This window comes from Paraburkholderia sp. BL23I1N1 (assembly GCF_003610295.1).
GTDB lineage: Bacteria > Pseudomonadota > Gammaproteobacteria > Burkholderiales > Burkholderiaceae > Paraburkholderia.
Genome location: NZ_RAPV01000002.1, coordinates 1,198,586 through 1,223,752, shown reverse-complemented (window position 1 = coordinate 1,223,752; position 25,167 = coordinate 1,198,586). Strand labels below are relative to the sequence as shown.

19 protein-coding genes and 3 pseudogenes are annotated in these 25,167 nt (G+C 62.8%); 9 read left to right on the top strand and 13 right to left on the bottom strand.

Going from position 1 to position 25,167, the window contains the following annotated elements; genetic code table 11:
* Positions 1-13 precede the first annotated feature (13 nt).
* Positions 14-907, bottom strand: coding sequence for a LysR substrate-binding domain-containing protein (locus B0G76_RS38195; protein ID WP_120297834.1), 894 nt, complete (start codon positions 905-907; stop codon positions 14-16).
* A gap of 215 nt (positions 908-1,122) precedes the next feature.
* Between B0G76_RS38195 and B0G76_RS38190 the strand changes: the two genes are divergently transcribed.
* Both B0G76_RS38190 and B0G76_RS38185 read left to right on the top strand, forming a co-directional pair.
* Positions 1,123-1,791 (top strand): LysE family translocator, encoded by a 669-nt coding sequence (locus B0G76_RS38190; protein WP_120297833.1) that lies wholly within the window; start codon positions 1,123-1,125, stop codon positions 1,789-1,791.
* Between the two features lie 205 nt (positions 1,792-1,996).
* The gene (locus B0G76_RS38185) at positions 1,997-2,785 is read left to right on the top strand and encodes a sulfite exporter TauE/SafE family protein (protein WP_120297832.1); all 789 of its coding nucleotides are present in this window, start codon (positions 1,997-1,999) and stop codon (positions 2,783-2,785) included.
* 57 nt (positions 2,786-2,842) lie between these two features.
* Here the strand turns inward: B0G76_RS38185 and B0G76_RS38180 are convergent, their stop codons facing one another.
* Positions 2,843-3,091 (bottom strand): hypothetical protein, encoded by a 249-nt coding sequence (locus tag B0G76_RS38180; protein ID WP_120297831.1) that lies wholly within the window; start codon positions 3,089-3,091, stop codon positions 2,843-2,845.
* Positions 3,092-3,411: 320 nt separating this feature from the next.
* Positions 3,412-3,765 carry a BON domain-containing protein gene (locus B0G76_RS38175; RefSeq protein ID WP_120297830.1) on the bottom strand — a complete coding sequence of 118 codons (354 nt, stop codon included), beginning with the start codon at positions 3,763-3,765 and terminating at the stop codon, positions 3,412-3,414.
* A 427-nt stretch (positions 3,766-4,192) separates the two neighbouring features.
* Between B0G76_RS38175 and B0G76_RS42640 the strand changes: the two genes are divergently transcribed.
* The 4 genes from B0G76_RS42640 to B0G76_RS38160 all read left to right on the top strand — a co-directional run bounded on the left by B0G76_RS42640 (position 4,193) and on the right by B0G76_RS38160 (position 7,833).
* A complete protein-coding gene (locus B0G76_RS42640) occupies positions 4,193-4,438 on the top strand; it encodes a hypothetical protein (protein ID WP_147394143.1) in 246 nt (81 codons plus the stop codon).
* Entirely contained in the window at positions 4,438-5,889 is a 1,452-nt protein-coding gene (locus tag B0G76_RS38170; protein WP_120297829.1) for a TAXI family TRAP transporter solute-binding subunit, read from the top strand. The genes B0G76_RS42640 and B0G76_RS38170 overlap by 1 nt, the downstream gene beginning before the upstream one ends.
* 94 nt (positions 5,890-5,983) lie before the next feature.
* Positions 5,984-6,628: a 2-hydroxychromene-2-carboxylate isomerase gene (locus tag B0G76_RS38165; RefSeq protein ID WP_120297828.1), complete on the top strand. Its 645-nt coding sequence runs from the start codon at positions 5,984-5,986 to the stop codon at positions 6,626-6,628.
* A gap of 224 nt (positions 6,629-6,852) precedes the next feature.
* Positions 6,853-7,833 carry a LysR substrate-binding domain-containing protein gene (locus B0G76_RS38160; protein WP_120297827.1) on the top strand — a complete coding sequence of 327 codons (981 nt, stop codon included), beginning with the start codon at positions 6,853-6,855 and terminating at the stop codon, positions 7,831-7,833.
* A 97-nt stretch (positions 7,834-7,930) separates the two neighbouring features.
* Here the strand turns inward: B0G76_RS38160 and xdhC are convergent.
* The 3 genes and pseudogenes from xdhC to xdhA form a co-directional block, all read right to left on the bottom strand.
* Positions 7,931-8,498, bottom strand: a pseudogene (xdhC, locus tag B0G76_RS38155) (xanthine dehydrogenase accessory protein XdhC).
* Between the two features lie 178 nt (positions 8,499-8,676).
* Positions 8,677-11,044: pseudogene (xdhB, locus tag B0G76_RS38150) on the bottom strand (xanthine dehydrogenase molybdopterin binding subunit).
* A 28-nt stretch (positions 11,045-11,072) separates the two neighbouring features.
* A complete protein-coding gene (gene xdhA, locus B0G76_RS38145; RefSeq protein ID WP_120297826.1) occupies positions 11,073-12,602 on the bottom strand; it encodes a xanthine dehydrogenase small subunit in 1,530 nt (509 codons plus the stop codon).
* A 389-nt stretch (positions 12,603-12,991) separates the two neighbouring features.
* Between xdhA and B0G76_RS38140 the strand changes: the two genes are divergently transcribed.
* Together B0G76_RS38140 and B0G76_RS38135 are read left to right on the top strand one after the other, a co-directional pair.
* Positions 12,992-14,203: an MFS transporter gene (locus B0G76_RS38140; protein WP_120297825.1), complete on the top strand. Its 1,212-nt coding sequence runs from the start codon at positions 12,992-12,994 to the stop codon at positions 14,201-14,203.
* A gap of 222 nt (positions 14,204-14,425) precedes the next feature.
* On the top strand, positions 14,426-15,661 hold the full coding sequence (locus tag B0G76_RS38135) for an IS4 family transposase (protein WP_310793961.1): 1,236 nt from the start codon (positions 14,426-14,428) through the stop codon (positions 15,659-15,661).
* Positions 15,662-15,785: 124 nt separating this feature from the next.
* On the opposite strand, the gene B0G76_RS38130 is transcribed toward B0G76_RS38135, so the two are convergent.
* From B0G76_RS38130 to B0G76_RS38100, 7 genes and pseudogenes are all read right to left on the bottom strand, one after another.
* The gene (locus tag B0G76_RS38130) at positions 15,786-17,015 is read right to left on the bottom strand and encodes an alanine--glyoxylate aminotransferase family protein (RefSeq protein ID WP_120298096.1); all 1,230 of its coding nucleotides are present in this window, start codon (positions 17,013-17,015) and stop codon (positions 15,786-15,788) included.
* A 225-nt stretch (positions 17,016-17,240) separates the two neighbouring features.
* Positions 17,241-17,960, bottom strand: coding sequence for an IS6 family transposase (locus B0G76_RS38125; RefSeq protein ID WP_120297824.1), 720 nt, complete (start codon positions 17,958-17,960; stop codon positions 17,241-17,243).
* Positions 17,961-18,074: 114 nt separating this feature from the next.
* Positions 18,075-19,811, bottom strand: a complete 1,737-nt coding sequence (locus B0G76_RS38120; RefSeq protein WP_120290496.1) for an IS1634 family transposase — start codon at positions 19,809-19,811, stop codon at positions 18,075-18,077.
* Between the two features lie 186 nt (positions 19,812-19,997).
* A pseudogene (locus B0G76_RS38115) lies at positions 19,998-20,492 on the bottom strand (IS6 family transposase); the annotation flags it as partial.
* Positions 20,493-20,917: 425 nt separating this feature from the next.
* Positions 20,918-21,901, bottom strand: coding sequence for an NAD(P)H-quinone oxidoreductase (locus B0G76_RS38110; RefSeq protein WP_120297823.1), 984 nt, complete (start codon positions 21,899-21,901; stop codon positions 20,918-20,920).
* Positions 21,898-22,236 carry a carboxymuconolactone decarboxylase family protein gene (locus B0G76_RS38105; RefSeq protein ID WP_120297822.1) on the bottom strand — a complete coding sequence of 113 codons (339 nt, stop codon included), beginning with the start codon at positions 22,234-22,236 and terminating at the stop codon, positions 21,898-21,900. The genes B0G76_RS38110 and B0G76_RS38105 overlap by 4 nt, the downstream gene beginning before the upstream one ends.
* A gap of 13 nt (positions 22,237-22,249) precedes the next feature.
* On the bottom strand, positions 22,250-23,686 hold the full coding sequence (locus B0G76_RS38100) for an NAD-dependent succinate-semialdehyde dehydrogenase (protein ID WP_120297821.1): 1,437 nt from the start codon (positions 23,684-23,686) through the stop codon (positions 22,250-22,252).
* A 335-nt stretch (positions 23,687-24,021) separates the two neighbouring features.
* Between B0G76_RS38100 and B0G76_RS38095 the strand changes: the two genes are divergently transcribed.
* Positions 24,022-24,966 (top strand): LysR family transcriptional regulator, encoded by a 945-nt coding sequence (locus B0G76_RS38095; RefSeq protein WP_120297820.1) that lies wholly within the window; start codon positions 24,022-24,024, stop codon positions 24,964-24,966.
* The last annotated feature ends 201 nt before the right edge of the window (positions 24,967-25,167 follow it).

Genomic DNA, 25,167 nt, shown 5'->3' with positions numbered 1-25,167 from the left:
GGGCAGCCGGCGCTCAGGTCGAGCGCAGCAAGTGGTCGAGCAGATGCGCTGCCGTCAGCGTCAGCGCCTTACGATCGCGCATGCAGATCACGAAGCGCCGCTCTGCCCACGCCTCGCGCAACGGCACGGCGACGATGCCGTATTCGTCCGCTGCATGCTTTGGCAGCGCCTCGCTCGGCAGGATCGCCACGGCAAGGCCCGCCTGGATAAAACGAAAGGCGGCGTCGAAGGTCGAGACATAGGTTCGATAGTTGAGCTCGCTGCCTTTTTCGACCGCAATGCGCTGCATCAGCGCGTTCACCGACGCGTTCGATGCGAGCCCAAGATGGTCGAACGCCAGGGTCTGCTCAAAGCCGACGGCGGCCTCACCGGCCAGCGGATGATCCCGCGGAACGATCAGCGCGAGATGGTCCGCGCGATACTGCAATACATCGAGACTGCCCATCGGCACCACATCGCGGCAAATGCCGAGGTCGGCCACACCCTCTTCGAGACCGCGCACGATCTCGGCGCTGACGCGCTCTTCGACGTCGACACGAATCTGCGCATTGGCCTTCAGAAACACCGACAGCGCCTCGGGCAGAAACTCGACCATCGACGACACGTTCGCCAGCACCCGCACATGGCCGCGTGCGCCGGCCGCGTATTCGCTGAGTTCCGCCTGCAGCCGTTCGTGGCCGCGCATGATGAGCCGCGCGTGCTTGAGCAACGCCTCGCCGGCGGCGGTCGCGCGCACGCCGCGCTGGCTGCGCGAGAGCAGCGCGACGTCGACCAGCGCTTCCAGATCCGCGAGCCGCTTGCTGACCGCGGAAGGCGCGATGAACTCGCGCTCGGCCGCACGCGCGATCGTGCCTTCCTCGCAGACGGCGATGAACAAGCGCAATGTCACCTGATCGATTTGCCACATGAACGGGCGTGCCCACGGTGTTTGAAGTGAGAAAATTATGCCCGAGGAAGGCGCTGGCCGAGTCCATTCCAGGGTATCCACGGCCAGCGCACCGGTTTGCGCCGTCAATCGCATGCGAAGTTGAGAATGCGGATCGTGTGTCAAACTGCGCAGATTAACGCGGTGCGGCCCCGCGACCGCCGATCGCGTACAGAACAACCCATAAAGGATTTCCCATGTCCACCGCCAGTCTCTTCGTCACCTCCGCCGGTGTCGGCCTCGCGATTGCCGCACCGGTCGGCCCGATGGGCATGTTGTGCATTCGCCGCACGCTGACGGGCGGTCCGCGCGCGGGGCTCGCAATCGGCTTCGGCATTGCGACCGGCGATGCGGTTTATGGCCTGATCGCGGCACTCGGCCTGGTCGGCATTTCGCAGTTCATGCTCGCCTACGACCGGCCCTTGCATCTGCTCGCCGGTCTGTTCCTGCTGTATCTCGGCGTGCGTACCTTGCTGCAGAAAGCGCCCGCCGACGCTAACGGGAACGGGAACGGGAACGGCAATGGCAGCAGCGACGCCAATGGCAAGCTCGCGCAGGTGGGCCGCGCGGGCGCGCTGCGCGCGTACGCGAGTTCGTTGCTGCTTACGCTGACCAACCCGCAAACCGTCATCATGTTCGCCGCGCTGTTCACGACGCTCGCGCCGCGTGGGGCGTTTTCGTCGAGCATCGCATTGACCACGGTCGGTGGCGTGTTTTGCGGCTCGATCGCGTGGTGGTGTTTCCTCGTGACCGTGGTGTCGCTCGCGCGTCATGCGATCGGCAGCAAGTTGCGCGTGGCGATCGACCGGGTCGTCGGAATCACGCTGGCGGCGTTCGGTATCGTCGAGATTCGCCGCGCGCTTTGAACGAGGTTTAGCGGCGCCGCGCGGGCGGCGCTCAAAGCCGCCGCGCCGCGCTTAGTACGCAAGCGCGGCAGTTTTGCGACAATAGCGGTTTTCGCCGCGCCGCCGCGGGCCTGTCGCCAACGTTCGCTCATGCTCGAAGGCAGGTGCGCACCGGCCTTGCCTCCCCGAACCCATCCAACCCACCCGACCGTCAGCGGTCTGCTCAATGTCTCTTCCCCACATCGATCTGCTGTACTCCGTCTCCGGCCTGTTTGTCGGCTTTCTGGTCGGACTGACGGGCGTCGGCGGCGGCTCGCTGATGACGCCGATCCTGGTTCTGCTGTTCAACGTGCATCCGGCCACCGCGGTCGGCACCGATCTGCTGTACGCAGCCGCCACCAAGGCGACCGGCACGCTGGTGCACGGTCTGAAAGGCTCCGTCGACTGGCAGATCACCTTGCGTCTCGCAGCGGGCAGCGTGCCGGCCGCGACCCTCACCTTGATCCTGCTGCATCGATATGGGATGGACACGCCGGGCACGAGCCGGCTGATCCAGATCGTGCTCGGCGTCGCGCTGCTGGTGACCGCCGTGGCGCTGGTCTTCCGCCCGCAACTCGCGGCGCTCGGCGCGCGCCACCAGCGCGCGCCCAGGCAAAGCCGCACGCTCGCGCTCACCATGCTGACCGGCGCAGTGCTGGGCGTGCTGGTGTCGCTGACGTCGGTGGGCGCGGGCGCCATCGGCGTGACCGTGTTGTTGCTGCTGTATCCGTTGCTGCCGACCACCCGCATCGTCGGCTCCGATATCGCGCATGCGGTGCCGCTCACGCTGCTGGCGGGCGCGGGTCATTGGCTACTGGGTTCGGTCGACTGGCCGATGCTGCTGTCGCTGCTGGTGGGGTCGTTGCCGGGCATCGCGGTCGGCAGTTATCTGTCGTCGCGCGCGCCGGACGCCCTGCTGCGCAACGTACTCGCCGCGACGCTCACGCTGGTTGGCGTGCGCCTCGTGCTGGCATGAAGCGGCGGTAAAGCGGTGACCGAGCGGTGGAAAAAACGCCACCGCACCCAAGCCGCGTTATTTGAAAAACCTGCAGGTCAGATCGGTCTCGAACTGCCTGACCCACTGGCCCTGGTGGTCGTGATACGACTGCGCCCAGCCGCCCCGCCGCACTGTGACGAGGCGCTCGTGCGCGGCATCGTCCGGATCCGGGCGGGCGCTGATGTCGAAATGCGCCGGCGCGAATCCGTGCCGCGCGCAGACCAGTTCGAAAGCCGCCCGATCGCTGATCGGCAGATCGGTATAGCGCAAAAGCGAGATGTCCATGGCATAGGCTCCGGTTCCCCTCGCATCACAGTACGCTTCACGACGCGTCAGTTGTGTGTCACGGCGCACAGACGGGCCGTTGCGGTGCCGGCGTTCGGCCAGGCACGGGTCTGAGTCATCATCACCGCTTCAAAAATCGCCACCAGGAAAAATAAATCAAAAAAAAGGGCTCCGGCTATTCGCCGGAACCCTCGCACTGGCATGCATCACAATGGGGCATTGCGATATCGAATCGCATGCCGCTTCGGATACAGCCTTGCGCGCTTGCTGCAAGCCGCTCGTGCCAGGCCGCTCAATGCGGCCGGCCCATCGCAGCCGTCTTACTGTTGAACCACGGTCAGCTTGTTCGACACCGACGTCACGCCGGCAACGCCCTTGGCCGCTTCGCCGGCAGCGTCGATCTGGCCTTGGTCAGGCACCGAGCCCGTCAGGGTCACCGCGCCGCCGCGAGCACGCACGGCGATGTTCGAGACGTCGACACCTTGCGCCTTGGCGAGCGCGCTGCGCACCTTGCGACCCAGCTGGCTATTGGCCTTCTTGACGGCCTTGGTGTTGGCAGCCGGCGCTGCGGTCGTGCCGGTCGCCGTTGCATCGCTTGCCTGAGCGTACACATTGCACGCCACCACCATTGCCACGACCGAACCCAGCGTTTTCAGAAAACCGACCGATTTCATAGTTTCTTTTCTCCTTAGCTACACATTGGACCGCATATAACAAGCGGCTTCGTTACGACTACGGGCAGCCATGCTTCAGACGCGGCAAGGCGCGGCTCAGCGACGGCCGACTATGGCTGCAACACGGTGTGCGAGAGGCGAGAGAGGCCGGCCGCCGTTAGTCGCATGCGATGCCACGCATGCCATGCGGTACGGGAGCCGGCAAGCCGCGAAGTCCGCCGGCGCGCCCGGTTCTTGTCTGTCGTGCCGGGTCACGCCGCGCAAACGTCTTGTTCGCGACAGCGATGCACAATTTAATCTAGCCACGCCAGAAGCGCAAAGGGTTTAGTCGTCCCTCGGGGTGTCTGCGGGTTGTCATGAGCGTATAGATCGTGTTTTATTCATGCGCAATTCATATTTTGGCGTAGGGGTGGTTCACTGGCGGTTCATGAAGCGTTCACGCGCTATTCACGCGTCGTTCACGAATTGTTACGGCTTTGACGATGTCCCCTCCAACCGGACGATGGGTCGACGGGCGATTCTCAGGTACCATCGGCGCGACGTGCGCTGCCGCGCGGCGCGTGCGTCTTTCGCGGCAGCCAGCCCGGCATGGCGCGAGCACCTCGCCCCGGTTCGCGCGCCGCAGAGCGCCACCACCCTGTTCACTTTCGACCGTAGCCGTCACGTCACCTGATGAAGCCAGCCACCGGCCGCAAACGCCCTCCCCGTCTCGTCGCCCGTTTCGTGGCGATCTCCTGGCGCGATCTGGCGGTCTCGTTCGGGCCGATCCTGCTGATCGCCGCCGCGGCAATCTGGGTCGCCGTGCGCCTGATCCAGCCCGCTCCGCCCAATACGCTGACGATCAGCGCCGGACCTGAAGGCAGCACCTTCTGGAATGCCGCGCAGAAGTACAAGGCGATTCTGGCGCGCAACCGTATCACTCTGAACGTATTGCCCTCGGAAGGCTCGCTGCAGAATCTCAAGCGGCTCTCCGACCCGAAGTCGAACGTGGACGTTGCTTTCGTGCAGGACGGCGTCGCGCCCGGCCCGGCAAGCGAGGGGCTGATGTCGCTCGGCAGCGTGGCCTATGTGCCGCTGGCGATCTTCTATCACGGGCCGACGGTCGCGCGGCTCTCCGAGTTCAAGGGCTTGCGCCTCGCGGTCGGCGCCGAGGGCAGTGGCACGCGCGAACTGGCGCTCGCGCTGCTCAAGGCCAACGGCATCGAGCCGGGCGGACCGACCAAACTGCTGCCGCTCTCGGGTGACGCCGCCGCCCAGGCACTCGTCGCCGGCAAAGTCGACGCGGCTTTTCTGGCCGGCGATTCGGCGCAGCCGGCGGTGATGGGCAAGCTCTATCGCACGCCGAATGTGCAGTTCTACGACTTCACGCAGGCCGATGCCTACACCCGCCGCTTTCCGTATCTAACGCAGCTCGAGATGCCGATGGGCGCGTTCGACCTCGGCAAGAACCTGCCGTCCGCGCCGATTCATATGGTGGCGCCGACCGCCGAACTGGTGGCGCGCGATTCGCTGCACCCCGCGCTATCCGATCTGCTGATCGAAGCGGCGCGCGAGGTCCACGGCAAGGCGAACGTCATGCAACGCGCCGGCGAATTCCCCGCGCCGCTCGCCCACGATTTTCCGATCAGCGACGACGCCGCCCGTTACTACAAGTCCGGCAAGAGCTTCCTCTACCGGATCCTGCCGTTCTGGCTGGCGAGTCTCGCAGACCGGCTGCTGGTGGTCGTGGTGCCGCTGATCGTGCTGCTGATTCCGGCCCTGCGCGTGGTGCCGTCGCTGTATGCGTGGCGGGTGAAATCGCGCATCTACCGCTGGTACGGCGCGCTGATCGCAATCGAGCGAAGCGCGCTCAGCGAGCATTCCGCCGCCGAACGCACCTCGCTGATCGAGCGGCTCGATTCGATCGAAGAATCGGTAAACGGGCTGAAAATGCCGCTCGCCTACGCAGATCAGTTCTATGTGCTGCGCGAGCATATCGGCTTTGTTCGCCGGCGGCTCGCCCATAGCCGCGACGCTCAGCGCGACGAAGCGGGTGAGTCGGACGAATCGGGTGAATCGGACGACGGGCCCGAGCCGGGTTCGACGTCCGCCGAGCCGGCCACCGCGGACCCGAAGCCATATTGACCGGTGCAAGTAGCGCCTGCACCGCGTAAGATCATTACAATTCCGACGATCCGGCAGACAACATCGTTCGGACCAGGCAATCCGGGAGACATTCATGACCGTTGGCATCGACGCCAGGCAACCGCTGTGGCTTTACGATTTTGTCTCGCCGTTCACCTACCTGTTGCTCGAGCAACACGACAAATGGCCGGGCTTCGACTTCGCGTTCACGCCGGTCGTGCTTAACGAGCTATATCACCACTGGGGTCAGCGGCCCGCTTACAGCGTACCCGCGAAACGCACCTTCATGTACCGCCACGCGCTGTTTCGCGCGGACCAACTTGGCATTCCGTTCAAGATGCCGCCGACCCATCCGTTCGACTCGATGAAACCGCTCCTGCTCGCCACCGCGGTGAAGGGCGATATCGGCTTCGTGCGCGATATTTTCCGGTTCATCTGGCGCGAAGGCCGCGATCCGTCGAGCGATGCGGCATTCGCCGAACTATGCGAGCGCGTCGGCGTGCCGGATGGCCCGGAACTCATCAAGAGCGAAGACGTGAAAGCGCAGTTGCAGCGCAACACCACGGATGCGATCGGTCTGGGCGTCTATGGCGTGCCGACCTTCCGTCTGAACAATCAATTGTTCTGGGGCGAAGACGCGTTGCCCATGGTGCTGTATTGCGCTCGCACGCCGAACTGGCTCGACTCGAAGGAAGTGAAGCGGATCAGTTCTTTGCCGTCAGGTCTGGCGGACGTCTGAACGAAGGCAAATCGTAAGATTGGTGCAAACAGGTGTCCCGTTTCGGAGTGATCGCGGCAAAAAGGCTGTCCTGATGCCGGCCATACCGCGCCCGCTATGGCCGTCACACCGCAAACGGGCCTAAGGTTATAACCTTTGTGCCCCGCTCTCGCGATCCGGCTCGCGGGCGGCTCCGTACGACGCTTCATCCGGGCCCGACCTGCTTGCACCGCCTCGCCTAAACCATGGACGACTCCGCCGCCTCCCTCGATATCTGGCTCGTGCGCGTGCTGCGCACGCTGATCGTCGAGCGCAGCGTCACGCAAACCGCGCTGCGTCTGAACCAGACCCAGCCCGCCATCAGCACCGCGCTGCGCAAACTGCGCGAAACGCTGAACGACCCGATCCTCGTGCGCGGCAAGTCGGGCATGGTGCCGACCGAATACGGCGAATCGTTGCTGGCCTCGACGCAACGCGTGCTGCGCGAAGTCGATTTCGTGGCGACGCCGCACGGCGACTTCGATCCGGGGCGCTCGCGCCGCACCTTCCGCGTGGCCGCGCCGGATTATCTGAACGACTTCTTCATGCCCACCGTGATCGCGCAGTTTCGCGAGGCGGCGCCGCATGCGCGTCTGGAGATCGATTCGCTGAGCCCGATGCTCGACCATTCGGCAGCGCTCGATGCGGGCGAACTCGACCTGGTGATCGGCAACTGGCCGAAGCCGGATCCGCGTTTCGAGCGCCGCGACCTGTTCTCAGATACGGTGGTGTGCCTGATGCGCGCCGACCATCCGCTCGCACGCGCGCCGCTCACACGCGAAGCGTATCTCGCCGCGCCGCATCTCGCGCCGACGCCTTATAGCGGCGCGGGCGGCGGCGCCGTCGACATCGGATTCGCACGGGCTCGCGCCGAGCGGCGCATCGTCGCCACGCTGCCGTATTTCGGCCTCGTGCCACAAACGCTGCTGCAGTCGGATCTGATTTTCACGACGACGCGCCGGTTCGCGACGCACTACGCGAGCATCCTGCCGCTCGCGGTGGTCGACGTGCCGATTCCGTTTCCCCGCATCAAGTGTTATCAGTTGTGGCATCCGCAGCCGGATCGGCCGAGCGATGTCGGCTGGCTGCGTACGTTGATGTCGCAAGTGTCGGACGCGCTGGTCGCGCAGAAGGCGCGGCGTGCGAAACGGCCGCCGCAAAAGGAAACGTCAGCCGCGGTGGACTGACGTTGTGGTTTGGTGTTTGGGGGCGTGTGCGCTTTATGGTGGGCGCCTTGTGTTGTGGGTCTCGCGTTGAACCTCGTACGCTAAGCGCCCCACCCGCTCACACGCTCGCGCAGAGCTTCTGCGTCACCGCTTGCGCCCGCGCCTCGCGCCCACGAATCTGCAGCAACTCGGCACACACCGCGACTGCGATCGACGCGGGCGCCTTATCGACAATCCCGCCCACGCCGATCGGGCACGTCATCTCCACCAGCCGATCCAGCTCCACGCCTCGATCCAGCAAACGACGCTCGAATTTCACGCGTTTTGTCTTGGACCCGATCATACCGAAGTAGGTGAAATCGCGCCGCCGCATGATGCGCGCGGCGAGCGAAAAAATCGAGTGCGTGGTTATGCGTCATCACCAGAAAATACGCGCCGGGCGGCGCCGTATCGACGATTGCATCAGGCGTATCGGTTGCTTCGACTTGCACGTTGGCCGGCGTTTCGTCGGGGAACAGTTCGTCGCGCTCGTCGACCCACTGGACGACGCACGGCAAGCTGCCGAGCAGCCTGACGAGCGCATGGCCGACATGTCCCGCGCCGAACAGCACGATGTGCATGGGCGCCGGACGCGCCGCTTCCACGGTGCCGCGCCGGCCGATCTGAACGGAAGAAAAATCGTTCATGGCGATCAATCCAGTTGGTTTCGATATTTGCACGATTACTCTGCCCGGCGGTTTCTAACGGCTGCTCGCGGCAGTTGGCCGCCGGCTGCACCGAAGGTTCTAGCGGCGACCGCCAGTTCCTCCGCAATCTCCGGCGTGGCGCCGCGCTTACGCCAGCGTCACGCGTTCATCGCAACGCCTACTGCCGCGCCGCCACGGTTGCTGCCCGCACCGCGCCGACTGCCTTGAGGATTTCCTCGCTGGTCGCGGGCGCATTCAGCGGCGGATTGACCTTATGGTCGCCCACTGCCGAGACCGCATCGCGCACGGCAAAGAACACCGAGAACGGCAGCAGCAGCGGCGGCTCGCCGGTCGCCTTCGAACGATGGATGCTGTCCTCCGCATTGCGATTCTTGAACAGGCGCACGCGGAAATCAGGCGGCGTATCGTTGACCGTCGGAATCTTGTAGGTGGACGGCGCGTGCGTCATCAGCTTGCCGCCGGCGTTCCACCACAGTTCTTCGGTCGTGAGCCAGCCCATGCCCTGGATGAACGCGCCTTCCACCTGGCCGACGTCGAGCGCCGGGTTCAGTGACGCGCCCACGTCATGCAAAGCGTCCGCGCGCAGCACGCGCATTTCGCCGGTCAGCGTATCGATCACCACTTCCGACACAGCCGCGCCGTACGAGTAGTAATAGAACGGCCGGCCTTGCAGCTTCGATTGATCCCAGTAGAGCTTCGGCGTTGCGTAGAAGCCGTCCGACCAGAGCTGGACACGCGCGACGTAGGCCTTCGCGATCACTTCTTCGAACGGCACGATCATCTCGCCGACCACTACGCGGTCATGCACGAAACGCACTTCCGAGGCGGCCACCTGCCCTGCGCCGAAACGCTCGGCAGCAAAGACCGACAGACGTTCGCGCAACTGGCGCGCGGCATCCTGCGCCGCTTTGCCGTTCAGGTCCGAACCGGTCGACGCGGCCGTCGCAGACGTATTGGCGATCTTGCTTGTGTCCGTTGCCGTGACGCGGATGCGGTTAAAGCCGATCCCCAGTTCATGCGCGACGACCTGGGCGACCTTCGTGTTCAACCCTTGGCCCATTTCGGTGCCACCGTGGTTCACCAGCACCGAACCGTCGGTGTAGATATGCACCAGCGCGCCGGCCTGGTTGAAGTGGGTCACGTTGAACGCGATGCCGAACTTGACCGGCGTGAGCGCGAGACCCTTCTTCAGCACCTCGTTGTTCGCATTGAACTCGTTGATCGCCGCGCGCCGCGCGCGATATTCGCTGGTCGCCTCGAGTTCGTCGATCAGCTCGTGAATCACGTTGTCTTCGACCACCTGACCATACGGCGTCTGGTTGCGCTCGGTCTTGCCATACAGATTGCGACGGCGCACATCGAGCGAATCTTCGCCCACCGAACGCGCGACGTTGTCCATGATGTACTCGATCGCGAACGCGCCTTGCGGACCGCCGAAGCCACGGAACGCGGTGTTCGACTGCGTGTTGGTCTTGCCGCAGAAGCCGTCGATCGATACGTCGGACAACCAGTACGCGTTGTCGAAGTGGCACAGCGCACGCGTCATCACCGGACCGGACAGGTCGGCGGAGAAGCCGCAACGCGAGGTCATGTCGACGCTCACGCCGTCGATCACGCCCTTGTCGTCGTAGCCCACTTCATACGTGTAGTGGAAATCGTGACGCTTGCCGGTGACCATCATGTCGTCGTCGCGGTCCGGACGCAGTTTCACCGGGCACAGCAGCTTCCATGCGGCGAGCGCCGCGCAGCACGCGAACAGACCCGATTGCGACTCCTTGCCGCCGAATCCGCCGCCCATGCGGCGGCATTCGATCAACACGTTTGTGCGACGCCACGCCCAAAGCGTGCGCGACCATGTGCTGCATTTCGGTCGGGTGCTGCGTCGAACAATAGACGTGCATGCCGTCGTCGTCCTTCGGCACCGCGTACGAAATCTGGCCTTCCAGATAGAACTGTTCCTGGCCGCCAAGCAGCATCTCACCAGCTTCGCGACGCGCCGCACGGGCGATCTTTGTGCCCGCTTCGCCGCGCGCGAGCTTCATCGGCGGCAGGACGTGCTGATTTGCTGCGCGAGCCTGTTGCGCGGTGAGAATGGCGGGCAACTCTTCGTAGACGACTTCAGCGCGGCGCGCGGCGAGGCGCGCGATTTCATGCGAGGTCGCGACCACGATGAACATCGGCTGGCCGACATACTGCACGAGACCGTCGGCGAGAATCGGATCGTCGCCGTGGATGATCGGGCCGACGTCGTTCACGCCGGGGATATCGTCCGCGGTGAAGATCGCGACCACGCCGGGCGTGGCGCGCACTTTGTCGAGCGACATCGAGACGATCTTCGCGTGCGCTTTCGGCGACAGGCCGAGCGCGGCGTGCAGCGTGCCGGCGAGCGTCGGGATGTCGTCGGTGTAAGTGGCGCGGCCGCTGACGTGCAAATGCGCGGACTCGTGCGGACGCGAGATGTGGACCTGGGTAAAGTCGTCGAGATCCTGAAGGTCTTTCAGGAACGGTTCGGCATGCTGATTCATTCTTGTGTTCTCCGTATTCTTGCCGCGTTCAGGCGTTCGCGCCGGCCGGGGCGCAGGCGGCGGCAACCGCGCGAACATCCAGTGCGCCCTTGGGCAGCGGATTGTTCGGACGCGTTTCGAGCCAGAAGCGGTACAACGTGTTCTTCGCCGCTTCGAGGCGATAGTTGCTGGTCGCGCGCATGTCGGACAGCGGCGCGTAGTCGTTGCCGAGCGCGAGCATCGCGGCCTGCGCGGTAGCTTCGTGCCATTCGGCGTGGCGCAACACGGCTTCAGCGTGCGTCGCGCGCTTCGAGGTGGCGGCCATGCCGCCGAATGCAATGCGCGGCTCGCGGATCACGTTGCCGTCGGCGATGAAGGAGAACGCGGCGCACACGGCCGAGATGTCCGAGTCGAAACGCTTCGACAGTTTGTAGGTGCGGAACTGCAGGTTCTTGCGCGCGCCGGTGCGGGTCGGCACCTTGAGTCCGACCACGAACTCATGCTCCGCCATGTCCTTCTTCTGATAAGCGAGGTACAGGTCTTCAAGCGGCATTTCGCGTTCGATCTCGCCGCCGCGCACGATCACATGGGCGCCGAGCGCGATCAGGCCAGGCATCGAATCGCCGATCGGCGAACCGTTGGCGATGTTGCCGCCGAGCGTGCCCGCATTGCGGATCGGCAGCGACGCGAAGCGTTGCCACATTTCCGTGAGTTCCGGATATTGCTTCGCAATTTCCGCGTAGGCCTTTTCGACGGTCACGCCCGCGCCGACCTCGATCCACTCGTCATTGGTTTCGAGCTTTTGCAGTTCGGCGATCTGACCGAGGTAGACGATGTTGCCGAGTTCGCGCATCTGCTTGGTCACCCACAAGCCGATGTCCGTGCTGCCGGCGAGGATGCGGGTAGCCGGTTCGGCTTCCTTGATTTTCGCGAGCGCGGCGACGGTGCGCGGCGCGTCGAACTGCTGGCCGGCGTGCTGATAGTGGAAGGTGTCCTTGCGCTCGATCGTGGCAAGCGTTTTCGAGAGCGCCTCGACATTGACCGGCGCTTTCGGCGCGGGTGCTTCGAACATGCGCACAGCCGCGTCGACGATCGGACGGTAGCCTGTGCAGCGGCACAGATTGCCGGTCAGCGCGTTGCTGATCGCGTCGCGCGACGGCACGGTCTTGTTCGCGCAGCTATGTTCGTGGCCGTGCTTCTCATAGAGCGACCACATCGACATCACAAAACCCGGCGTGCAGAAACCGCACTGCGAACCGTGGCACTCGACCATTGCTTCCTGCACCGGGTGCAGCGAGCCGTCCGGCTGACGCAGGTCCTCGACGGTGTAGAGCGCCTTGCCGTCCAACGTCGGCACAAACTGGATGCAGGCGTTGACCGCCTTGAAATCGACGCCGCCCGCCTCGTTGCGCTCGCCGATCACGACCGTGCACGCGCCGCAATCGCCTTCGGCGCAACCTTCCTTGGTGCCGGTGCAATGCGCGTCCTCGCGCAAATACTGCAGGACGGTGCGGGTGACGGGCGCATCCTTGATCTCACGGATCGCGTTGCGATGGTAGAAGCGAATCGGCTCAGTCATGTCTCGTTACTCTCAATGTTCTGTGTCCGTTGGGACGTGCTGCGATGATGGTTCGAAAACTATCACCATCAATAAATACAACCCATAGCGGGGATCGCATGCGGGACATATCCGCGAAACGATATAGAGATGGGTTTGAGGGTCGGTTGGCTTATGTTGATATGGCCGTTTTACCGCATTTTTATAAATATTGTTGATATATTGCCAATATCGATTGAAGCGTCCAGGCTCGCTTCGCATGAAAACACCGCTCGCGCGGGGTGAAAACCAACCACTATATGACTCCGGCACCTTTTTTTAGTCGCCGAAATTATTAAGCAACTCCTGCAAGGGAATCGGTTCCATGGGAAAATCACGCCTTCCCGCCGTTTTCAAGTCTCGTTTTCCCCATGTCTACCGACTCAGCGACACCTCGCAGCGAATTTTCGACGACCATGCAGATCATTCCGGTCGTCTTTTTCACGTTTCTTTGCTATCTGACGATCGGAATTCCGCTCGCGGTGCTGCCGGGCTACGTCCACGACGACCTGGGTTACAGCGCGATCCTGGCTGGCGCGGCGATCAGCGTGCAGTACCTGGCGACGCTCGCCTCGCGGCCGCTCGCCGGCCGCTCAGCGGATACGCTGGGGCCGAAGCGGACGGTCTCCATCGGCTTGCTGGGTTGCGGCGCGAGCGGGATCTTGTTGCTGGCGGCCGTGTTGTGCGGGCGCTGGCCGGTGTTGAGCCTGGGGCTGCTGGTGTGCAGCCGCCTTGTGCTTGGGTTCGGCGAAAGCCTGTGCGGCACCGGGGCGATTCTGTGGGGCATCGGCCGCGTGGGCACCAGCAACAACGCCCGGGTGATTTCGTGGAACGGCATCGCGACTTATGGCGCGCTCGCGGTTGGCGCGCCGCTCGGGGTGGCGATTGCGCACTCGGTCGGGTTCGCCGCGTTGGGCATTCTGGTGATTCTGCTGGCGGGGCTCGGTTTTTATCTGGCGCGGCTTATTGCGCCGGTGCCGGTTGTGCATGGCGAGCGGATGTCGTACCGGAGCGTGTTGACGCGGGTGCTGCCACATGGGATCGGGTTGGCGCTGGGCTCGGCCGGCTTTGGATCGATTGCGACGTTCATCACGCTGTTTTATGCCGCTCGGCATTGGCCTAATGCGGCTTTGTCGTTGACGGTTTTCGGCACGCTGTTTATCGGTGCGCGTTTGTTGTTCGCCAATACGATCAAGGTCTATGGTGGGTTTCGCGTTGCGATTGCTTCGTTTTCGTTTGAGTGCGCCGGGTTGTTGATGTTGTGGCTCGCGCCTGAGCCGCATATTGCCCTCGCTGGGGCGGCGTTGACCGGGTTTGGGTTTGCTTTGGTGTTCCCGGCTCTCGGTGTTGAAGCGGTTGGACTGGTGCCGCCTGCTAGTCGTGGGGCGGCGTTGTCGGCTTATTCTGTGTTTCTTGATCTCTCGTTGGGGATTACTGGGCCGTTGGCCGGGTATATCGCTGGAGAATTCGGCTACGCGCAGGTGTTTCTTTTTGCAGCGGTGGCTTCGGCACTGGCTGTCGTGCTGTCGACGATGATGTATTTGCGGAATTCGAGGGCGCCTAATGCGCCTGCGGCGACCTGAGGTTTTTTGCCTGCTCGGCGCTTTGTTTGTCTGTGTTTTTGTGGTGTTGGCCTTTCCTTGATCTGGAATCTTTGGCCTCTCCTTGTTTTGTTAGTGGTCTATAAGCGTCGCCCCTGTGCGGGGCAATGCTCTCAACTTAAGCCTTAAAGGGCTTGTAAACGAGGCATTGCCCCTGTAAACTTCATCGCATAACTCACTGATAAATCAACGATATGAACTCAAATACCAGCGTCCTCGCGGTTTCTGGCTGAGTTCTCCGATTTCCTGCTCGATCCGGCGCTCGCCGATCGCGTGCGTCGTTCTCCCACCGCCTTTACCCGCAATCGCAGACTGACCTTGCCGCGCATGGCCGCGCTGATGATGTCTGGCATGTGCGCCAGCGTGCAGACCGAACTTGACGCGCTATTCGGCGCACTGGGAAGCGGCGGACGCACCCGCGCTGTCAGCGCACAGGCCTTCAGCAAGGCGCGACAGGGACTGTCTGCCGAACTGTTCGAACTGGCCCGCACCCGCCTGATTTCACTGGCCCAACCCCATATCGATTCGATGCGCTGGAACGGGCTGAGACTGGTCGCAGCGGACGGTAGTCGCCTGCGTGTAGGCACGCGTCGCGGCCATGAACTGCGCGCCGATCACTACGCGTTTGCGCTGTTCCTGCCGGGCTCCGAACTGACCCTGCACGCCGCACTTCATCCCGCCGACGGCGGCGAGCGGCAGATGCTGTTCGAAGCCCTCGATGTACTGCAGCCGCGCACCGACCTGCTGCTGCTCGATCGCGGCTATATCGGCAACGCGATGGTGGCGGCGCTCGCGCAGCGCGAGATCCCGTTCTGCATGCGCGTGGATGCGCGTAACTGGAAGTGCGTCACCGTCTTTGCCCGCAGCGGTAAAGCCGAGCGCGTCGTGACACTGGAGGCGCCCAGCGAACTGGATGCCCGCGACTATGAACTGGCGCGTACGCCGACGACCGTGCGGCTGATCCGCGACGTCACGCCAGGCGGGCGCGTGCGTGTGCTGATGACCTCGCTGCTCGATGGCGAGCGTTATCCGGCCGCATCGTTCGGCGCGCTCTATCACCAGCGCTGGCGGGTCGAGGAGGCGTTCAAACGACTCAAGCACCGTCTCAGGCTGGAAGCCGTTACAGGCCTCGATTACCTGGCATTGCAGCAGGACTTCGGTGCAAAAATCCTCGCCGACAACCTGTGTACATTGCTCAGCGATCTCGATGCGCCGCACGACGACAGACATGCCAGCCGTCCTAACCGGGTGTACGCACTGGGCGCACTAAAGCCCATCCTCGGCGCGTGCCTTCTGCGCATCCGGCGCTGTCTGGACGGCCTTGCCGGTGTGCTGGAAATGATCCACCAGACCCGATGCCGGATACAGCCCTCACGCTCCTATCCAAGGCCACCCAGAAAAGCCAAGCCCCACTTCCATCTCGCGTACAAACTCGCCTGATGCAGTGGGGCTTAAGTTGAGAGCATTGCCCCGCACAGGGGCGACACTAATAGACCACTAAGAAAACAAGGAAAGGCCAACACCACAAGCAAACAACCCAAAAGCGCCGACCAGGCAAAAACCTTTACTTCCCTTCCGACAACCCACGCTCAAGCGCCGCCACCCCAGCCGGCAACTCAACCTTAACCCCCAGATCCACCATCGTCCGCCCAAGCGCATGCAATGTCCGGAACAGGTTGTGCTCCCGGCACTGCTCCCCCATCTGCCCAATCCGCACGATTGGCAAACCAAACGAACCCGATATTTCCACCTGGTGCTGCCGAGAAATATGGCCGCAAATATCGGCAGGACTCAAGCGTTCCGGCACAACGATCCCAACCACCGAGTTCAACCGGCAATGCGCCGGCGCATAAAGCTGCAAACCCAGCGCCGTAATCCCAGCCTGAAGCGCCACCGAGCACTTCAAATGCCGCGCGAAGCGCTTCTCAAGCGTCTCAGCGCACACAAGCCGCAAAGCCTCGTGCAACGCCAGCACACCCGACACGGGCGCCGTGTAGTGATACCCCGCGTTGTGCCAGAAATTCTCCGCAAGCGAAGCGTCGAGACACCAATGCGCGTTCGGCGCCGTCCGGCCTTTCACCCGCGCCCATGCCTCATCCGAAAACGCGATCAGCGAAACACCCGGGATCGAAGACAAACCCTTCTGCCCGCCCGTAATCACCGCGTCGATCCCCCACGCGTCCATCTCCAGCGGCATCGTGCTCAATGTACACACGGCGTCGACAATAACCAGCGCACCGGCTGCTTTCGCGAGCGCCGCAATGTCCTTCAAATGATGGTTCCACACGGTGTTGGACGTCTCGCCCTGCACCACCGTGACAATCTCCGGCCGCTCGCGGCGAATCGCCTCGGCAACCTTTTCGAGGCTCGCCACCGCGCCGTCTTCTACATCGAGCATGACGACGTGTGCGCCGACGCGCCGACCCATCTCCGCCATCCGCTCGCTGAAAAAACCATTCTTGATGCTCAGCACCCGCGTGCCTTCCCACGCGAGGTTGGAGATCGCCATTTCCATCGCGGCGGAACCCGGTCCCGCTACGCCCAGCACCCACTTCGAATTTGTCTGAAATACGTAGCGCGCCATGGTCTTCACCTGGCCGATCACCTTCACCATCGTGCTGCCCAGGTGATTGATCACCACCGTATTGGCCTTGGCCACCGCCGCAGGAATCGGCACGGGGCCGGCACCCATCATCAGCAACGGCTCTTCAGGAAGAATGGCGTCGAGCGATTCGACAACCGGACAGGGCACAGCGTAGGAAACGGGTTCGGTAGTGGCGGATGAAGTCGGCATGATCAGTACGTGAATGTCAGAACGCAAAGGAACAAGCGGCCCCGCCAGCAATGGCACTGGCGGGGCCGCTTGTCCGATCATTCACCGATCCGCGCGATTGCGCAAGGTTTTTGTCAACGCACGTTCACTTCACCTTGGACTTATCGAGCTTCTTGCCGGTTGCCGCGTTGGGCTCTGGTGCAAATGGCTGGTCAGGCCGAGATTTTTCCAATAGATATGGATACCTTATCGATTGAACAGGACAGCATTCCAGACAGCGAGCGCAGCTGTATCTCTAAGCCCGAGCATGGAGAAGTTGAACTGACCCTTGCGAATGCGATGCATCAATTCGATGCCTGAAATCGTGGTCACGGCATTCCTGAATCGTTTGAAACCGAGCATCACGTTCGTTCTGGACTTGATGTTTCGATGGTCCTGCTCGATCAGATTGTTCAGGTACTTCGAGGACCGGATATTCGTGTCCTCAGGCAGCAGGCCATCGGCCTTCATCTCGCGCACGGCGCGGTGCGAGGCGGCATACCCATCGAGCGTGATCGTCTCCGGCGGCTGGCCCTGATGTTTGATTGCCTTGCTGAAAAAGGCTTTGGCCGCGGCCACGTCGCGCTTTGCTCTGAGCATGAAGTCTACCGTCTGGCCGGCTCGATCTACTGCACGGTACAGATAAACCCATTTGCCACGAACCTTCAGGTAGGTTTCGTCAACACGCCATGACGGCCCTGTGGGTATGCCAAAACGATTCCAACGCTTGACGAACTCCGGCGTGAAGCGCTTCACCCAACGCATGATCGTGGTGTGCACCAGCGACAAACCGCGCTCGGCCATCATCTCGACGATATCGCGCAGGCTGAGCTTGTAGCGAAGGTACCAGCGCACGCAGAGAATGATGACCTCCCGATCAAAATGCCGCCCATCAAACAACGCCTCCAGGCCTTTGCGCTTGCTCATCACCGACCACCAGATTGTTAGGCTGGATACTTTAACCCGAAGTTCCAGTATTGGCCGGGCGAGTTTGCCCCCGTGCCACAGGCACCGGCATAAATTCGGAGATCCGGTTTCTGTCTACGGGTGGATCCGTCTGATCAGATCGAGTGCGTGACGCTGCGTCACATTGGGCGTGGTGATGATGTCGAACGTCGGCGCCTCGGGGCCAGCTCCTGGTGTGCGGCAGGTGTTGCGCACAATGCTGCCCAGCTCGGCCATCAGCGTGGAGAAGCTGTGGACGGGCGAGCCATCCGCCACGGTGCGACTCACCACCTTCTCCTGCGCCTGCTGCGAGCGCTGCGCCGGCGCCACCGGGTCGCGCGTGGCCTTGGCCGCCAGGTCGGTGTCGGCGAACATCAGTTCGCGCCAGGCTTCGAGCATGTGCCATTCCACGTAGTAGGCGAGCATGCACAGCAGAATGTGCGCGCGCACCCGAGCAGCCGTGCGATGGTGGATTGGGCGCACCTTCAGGTCCACCGTCTTGAGGCTGCGGAAGGCCCGCTCGACGTTGGCCAGCGCCTTGTAGTTGCGCACGCACTCGGCCGCCTCCATGCGCGTGGCCTCGACCGAAGTACGGATGATGTAGATGCCGTCCAGCGCGGCCTCCGCGGCGATCGCCTCGTGCTTGCGCGTAAACGAGAAGCTCCCGTCGCTGATCTGCAGTTCAAAGTGTTTGGCCACCTTGTACTGGTTGACCACCTTGCCCACGCGCAGCCCAATCGCATCGGCGCCCTTGAGTCTGCCCGCTTCCACGCGTTCCTTGATCTGCTGCAGGTTCTTTTCGGTAGCAGCGAGCAGGTCCTGCCGCTTGTGCGCTCGCAGCGTCGCGAGCTGCGGATTGCGACACGCCACCAGCCGCTCGCCGGGATACTCCGGCGAGGCGATCTCCATGAGGTTGTGCTCATCGAACAGCCCCAGCTGCAGTTGGCCCTGCTCGACCAGTGCGCGGATCGATGCACTCTTCAAGGCCGTGATCCAGTCGATGCCCTGCGTCTCGCGCAGCTCGTCGATGGCCTTGCTGGAGATCATGCCGCGATCGCCGACCATCACCAGCTGCCCGACGCCGAAGCTCTCGCGCAGGCGCTGCACCTCGGGCAGGAAGGTGCTGCTGTCGGCCACGTTGCCTTCATACACCGACACCGCCACCGGGCAGCCCCGCGCATCGGTGAGCAGTCCGTAATTGACCTGCAGCAGTCCCTTCTTGCCGTCGCGGTTGTGGCCCAGCCGGGCCAGCGGGCAGGTGGTGCCCTCGAAGTAGCTCGAACTCAGGTCGTACAGCACCAGGCCGCCGGCGCTCAAATGCCGCGCGGCGAGCTTCTTCTGGATCGCGTCCTGGCGCGCGAGCAGCCAGTCCATCGCCGCGTACAGATCGTCCTCGTTCGCGTCGGCCACGCCGAAGTCCGTCGCCAGCGTGGTGGTGTGCCACCAGCGCGTGGTGGCCAGCTTTGTGTGCGGCGCCACGATGCGCGCGGCCACCATCGCCAGCACCCGTTCGCGCTCAGGTGAGGGCTTGCTGCCCAGCAGCGACGCGAAGTCCAGGCGCTGCATCGCCAACTCAACGGCCTGCACATGGCCGTGAGCGAGGGAGCCGGTGACTTCGAACGCCTGGCCCAGCGGGACGAACGTCTCGCCCTGCAGCGAGCGCCGAATGATCTCGATCAGCGGCTCGGGCAGATGCGAGAGGTTGCCCAGCGTCTCGTTCTTGACCTTGCCGTCCTCGCGGTAGCTACGTCGCAGCAGGTGCGTGCGGTACACCGTGCCCTTGTAAGTGCGCGTTGTGGTGACGACGTGAGCGGTTCCAGTCCTGCTTGCCATAGAACAAATATAGGTAATATTGCGTAGATTTCAAGAAATTTTAGTGACTACATTTTGTAATCCACAGGAAGGGCTTCGAAAGCGCGGATGCCTTGAAACACGGGGGCTTGCACCCGCTTGGTGGCTTGGGTGGATGGGGGAACTTCGGTTTAACCGATTCGCCGAGCCTATTTGCACCAGAACCGCCTGGCGGATCTTGATGGGCGTCTCACGCTCAGTATTCACGGCATGTAGCCCGGCCAGATTGGCACCGCTCCTGTCGATGGTTACGGTTTCAGGGGCGCCATTCTGATCGATGGCCTTCTCGAAGTACCGTCGGGCCGCCTGCTTGTCCCGCTTGGCTCGCAGCAGGAAGTCAACTGTGTTGCCGGCCTTGTCGACGGCGCGGTAGAGATACTTCCATGTGCCACGGACCTTCACATAGGTTTCGTCCATCCGCCAGCTCTTGCCGACCGGGCGCTTGCAGCGACGGAACGCCTTTTCAAGCACCGGCGGAAGCTTGATGGACCAGCGGTGCACGGTCGAATGATCGACCGCGATCCCCCGTTCGGCCATCATTTCCTCAAGATTGCGCAAGCTGAGCGGGTAGGCCACGTACCAACGCACGCACACCAACATTATCTCGAGCGGATAGTGCAACCGCTTCAGCACTTTGGCTACCGTCGGACTCAGCGCTTTCATTGTCGTTCACATCATTCCGTAAGGTCCCGCAGCATACCAGCCTCCGCTATTGCAACAGAACCTTCGCGAGCGGCTTGTGGGCCGATCTGAGAGGTTGATTTTTCCGCTTGCTGATTGCAAAAGCCATGAAGCGACTTTTTCAACAGTATCGGCCAGCAGGCGACATTCGAGCTCGCGAGTAATCAGACCGTCGAACGTCCGCAAGTAAGCCGATCGCGATCATCCATCTTTGGAAGTCGATTGGCCAAACGGTGGTGTCGGCCAAACCTGCTAGGCGGTGGCAGTTGTTAGCTCCCGGACGCCGTGGTTTGGCAATCGCAACCGAATACGTCGTGACGAAAGTTGCAGATCGATCGTCCTTGCGTTTCGCGACTGCCAATATTGTATCCACAGCACCGCCCGGCACATCATGCGAAGTCGCCCGTCTACATCGTCAAAATTATCTTTCCGACATTGGCAGACGATTCCATGCGCCGATGTGCGTCGGCTGCGCGCGCCAGCTCGAAGGTGCTGTCCACAACGGGCTCCAGACTCGCCCCGCCTTCAAACCGTTCGAGCCAGTGCTCGCGGAAACGGCGCACCATGGCGTGCTTTTCCTCTTGCGGACGCGATTTCATCACCGTCCCCATGATCTGCAGGTGGCGATAAAGAATCTGCTCCAACTCGACGCCCACATTGCCGCCGCCACCGAGGATGCCGACCTGGACCAGGCGGCCGCCGTTGGCGAGAGAGGCAATATTGCGGGCGAAATACGGTGCGCCGACGAAATCGATCACTACATCGACGCCGCGTCCGTTGGTCACCTTCGCAACGACTTCGGCAAAATCCTGCGTGTGATAGTCGATGGTCACATCCGCGCCAAGCTGCGAGACACGCTCGAGCTTGCTCGCCTCGGCGGTGGCGAAGATCGATGCCCCCGTCGCATAAGCAAGCTGAACGGCGGCCGAACCGACCCCGCCAGCCGCCGCGTGAATCAGGACCGAATCGCCGCGCGTCAGGCGCCCGAGATGCAGCATGGCCTCGTGAGCCGTGACAAACACTTCGGGAATGGCTGCGGCGTGCGCGTAGTCGAGCGCAGCTGGAATGGGCATCGCCATGCGATAGTCGATACGCGCAAGCTCCGCATACGCGCCGCCCCCTACCACGCCCATCACGCGGTCGCCCACCTTGAATCCACTCGTCTCGCTCCCCGTTTCGATCACTTCTCCCGCGATTTCGAGGCCCATGATGGTCGAATCGCCGAAGTTGGGACGGTCATAACCGCCGCGGCGGTGCGTGAGGTCGGCGCGATTCACGCCGGCCGCGTGCACGCGCACCAGAAGATCCGTCGGACGCACTTCGGGTGCGGGTACTTCGGTGAGCTTGAGTACGTCGGCTTCGCCGAAATCGTTGAATGTGATGGCTTTCATGCTTGCGATCCCTTCGTTTCGTTGAGCGTGGCTTGAGCGACTGCTGAAGCCGAGATGGCGGCCGGAAAACCGGCATAGAACGCGAGATGCGTAATAGCGGCAGAGAGTTCGTCGCGCGTGACGCCGTTGGCGAGCGCACGGCGCAGATGCGCAGGCAACTCGTCCAGATGGCCGCCCGCAATAAGCGCAGCCACCGTAATCAGACTGCGGTCGCGTAGCGCGAGCGCCGGGTCGCTCCATATCTGCGGATACAGCGTGTCGTCGACGAATGCTGCGAGCTTCGGTGTGAACGCGCGCGCGGCTTCCCGCGGGCTGCTGATATTTGCGTGGGACATGATCGCCTCCGTTTCAGATCTGGCTGATGAACTTGCTGGTGAGATAGAACCCGATACCTTCGGTACCGCCTTCCGAGCCATGGCCGCTTTCCTTCATGCCGCCGAACGGCAGTTCCGTCGAAACAATGCGGTACTGATTGATACCGATCATGCCGGCTTCGAGACCATCCGCCACATCGATCGCCGTGCGCGCATTGCTCGTGAATGCGTAGGCTGACAGACCATAAGGGAGCCGGTTCGCTTCTGCGAGGCCATCGGCGAGCGTGTCGAACGGCATCAGCACGGCGATAGGACCGAAGGGCTCTTCGTGCATGACTCGTGCATCCATCGGCACGTCGGCGAGCACGGTGGGTTCGAAGAAGAAGCCGTCGCCTTCGATGCGCTTGCCGCCCACGAGCACTCGCGCCCCTCGGGCGACCGCGTCGGCCACCAGTTCTTCCATCTTCGCGAGTTGGCGCGGATTGGCGAGCGGTCCGACCTGCGTGCCCGGCTGCATGCCATCGCCCACCTTCATCGCGCGCGTGGCGCCCACGAAGTGCTCGACGAATTCATCATAGGCGTCGCGTTGGATCAGGAAGCGCGTCGAAGAGATACAAACCTGACCGGTGCCGCGGAACCGGTTGGCGGCGCCTTCGACGGCTGCCTTCCGCACGTCCGCGTCGTCGAACACGAGCACGGGACCGTGGCCGCCGAGTTCGAGCGTGATGGGCTTGACGCCTTCCGCTGCGCGAGCCGAGAGCAGGCGTCCAATCGGAACCGAGCCTGTGAACGTCACCTTGCGGATGATCGGCGAGGCGATCAGGTGCTTCGAGACCTCGTCCGGCACACCGAAGACGACCTGCAACACGCCCTTGGGCAGACCGGCATCATCGAGAGCGCGCGCCAGCGCAAGCGCCGTGGCGGGACTTTCCTCGCCGGGCTTGATGACGACGCTACAGCCTGCCGCAAGCGCTGCCGAGAGCTTGCGAGCCGGGGTAATGGCGGGAAAATTCCACGGGGTGAAAGCGGCGACCGGGCCGATCGCCTGGCGCTTGACGAGCTGCTGCACGCCGGGACGGTTCGACGGCACGACGCGACCGTCGATGCGGCGGGCTTCTTCGGCGAACCATTCGAAGTAGTCGGCCGCCCGCAGCACTTCATCGCTGCTCTCGGCAAGCGGCTTGCCTTCTTCCAACGTCATGAGCGTCGCGATATGGGCGGCGCGCTCGCGCATGAGGTCAGCAGCGCGTTTGAGAATACGTGCACGCTCGGCCGGTACGGTATGGCGCCAGACGTCAAAGGCACGCTGCGCCACCTCGAGCGCATGGTCCAGATCGGCCGCGGTGGCAAGCGGCACGCGGCCAAGTTCACGTTGCGTGGCGGGATTGATGACAGAAACGGTGTCGCGACCGTCAGCTTCGAGCCACTCGCCGTCGATGAAAAGATAGAGCGGGTCGTACGATGCGTTCATGACAATGACCTCCAAGTGATGTTCCAGACTTCCTGAAAGGCGGTTCTCGATTCGCCGGACGGCGCCGAGTGCCGGGTACGGAACAGAGTCTAGGAGGGGCAGGCGCGTCGATTTAGAGGGGGGCGGGGGAAACATTCTTGTTTCCAGCAGCAAAATCGCCGGACCGGGATGGCTTGCGTCAAAAAGGTGCCAGATTCATCATGCAAAATTGAGGCGCGTGAGAGTGGCCCGCCAACCCGGAGCGCCGACCGAGACGGATGGGACGCTCCAGATGTGCCGCACAGACCGGCGGCCACGGCCGCAGAGCCAATTGGAAAGCTAACGGGATGGCCTGAATGGACAAGTTCTACAACATGTCGGTGTTTGCGAAAGTCGTGGAGATGGGCAGCTTTACGGCGGTGGCCAACCATCTTGACTCGACGGTGGGCAATGTCTCCCGCGCGGTCTCCACACTCGAAGAGGCGTTAGACACCCGGTTGCTGCAGCGCTCCACGCGGCGCCTTGTCGTGACCGATGCGGGACGGCGCTTTTATGAGCGCTGCGCGGCTATCCTCGCCGATGTCGAACAGGCAGAATCCGAGGCGCGCGACGCCCTTCTCGACCCGCGTGGCACGCTTAGGGTCCACTCCGTGCCGGGCCTCGGGCGCCAACTTGTGACGCGGACGGTCCTGGCCTATCGCAAGGAATACCCACAGGTCTCGGTCGACCTGCTGCTCTCCCAGCGCATGCCGAACCTGCTGGAAGATCAACTGGATGTCTCGGTTGTCATTGCACGGACCTTGCCCGACTCGGCTTACGTTAGTCAGAAGATCGGCAGCAGCCATTGCGTGCTGGCCGCCTCGCCTGCCTACCTCGAACAGCATCCGGCGCCCACAAGGCCGGAAGACCTTGCCGACCACGCATGTGTTTTGCTGGCCACGGTCGACTACGCGCGTGACGAATGGCAACTTGCAAGCCAGGCGGCCAATCTGACTTTCCGGCCGTTAGGACCGCACTATTGCGTGAACGACATGGAGGCCATGAGTGTCGCTTTGCGTGAGGGCGCAGGCATAGGTTTGCTGGCGGGTTTCTCCGCCATCGAATATCTGCGCAATGGAACACTCGTGCGCGTGCTGCCGGACTATCACACCCATTCGCGCAATGTCTATGCGCTATATTCGTCCCGTCAGTTCGTGGATGCCAAGATCAAGCGGTTTGTCGACGCGCTGAAAACCCATGTGGGTAGCGAGCTCGGTGCGCTTGCACGCGAACTCGCCATAGAAACGGCGGATGCGGTTTAGGCCCACCCGTTTCTTGCTTGCCCCGCGGCGGGCCGAAAACGATCCAATCGCGGATCCCTATAAGACTGATTGGTCCTCCAAACCAGCCGTTAACGCTGCGAGACCTCGAGGGGCCGCTGTGGGTCGACTCGGGCCAATCGCCGGCGGCCCGGGTCCGGCCAGGAAGAGACAGTCGACATCGTGGCCTAGCTCGTTGACAAT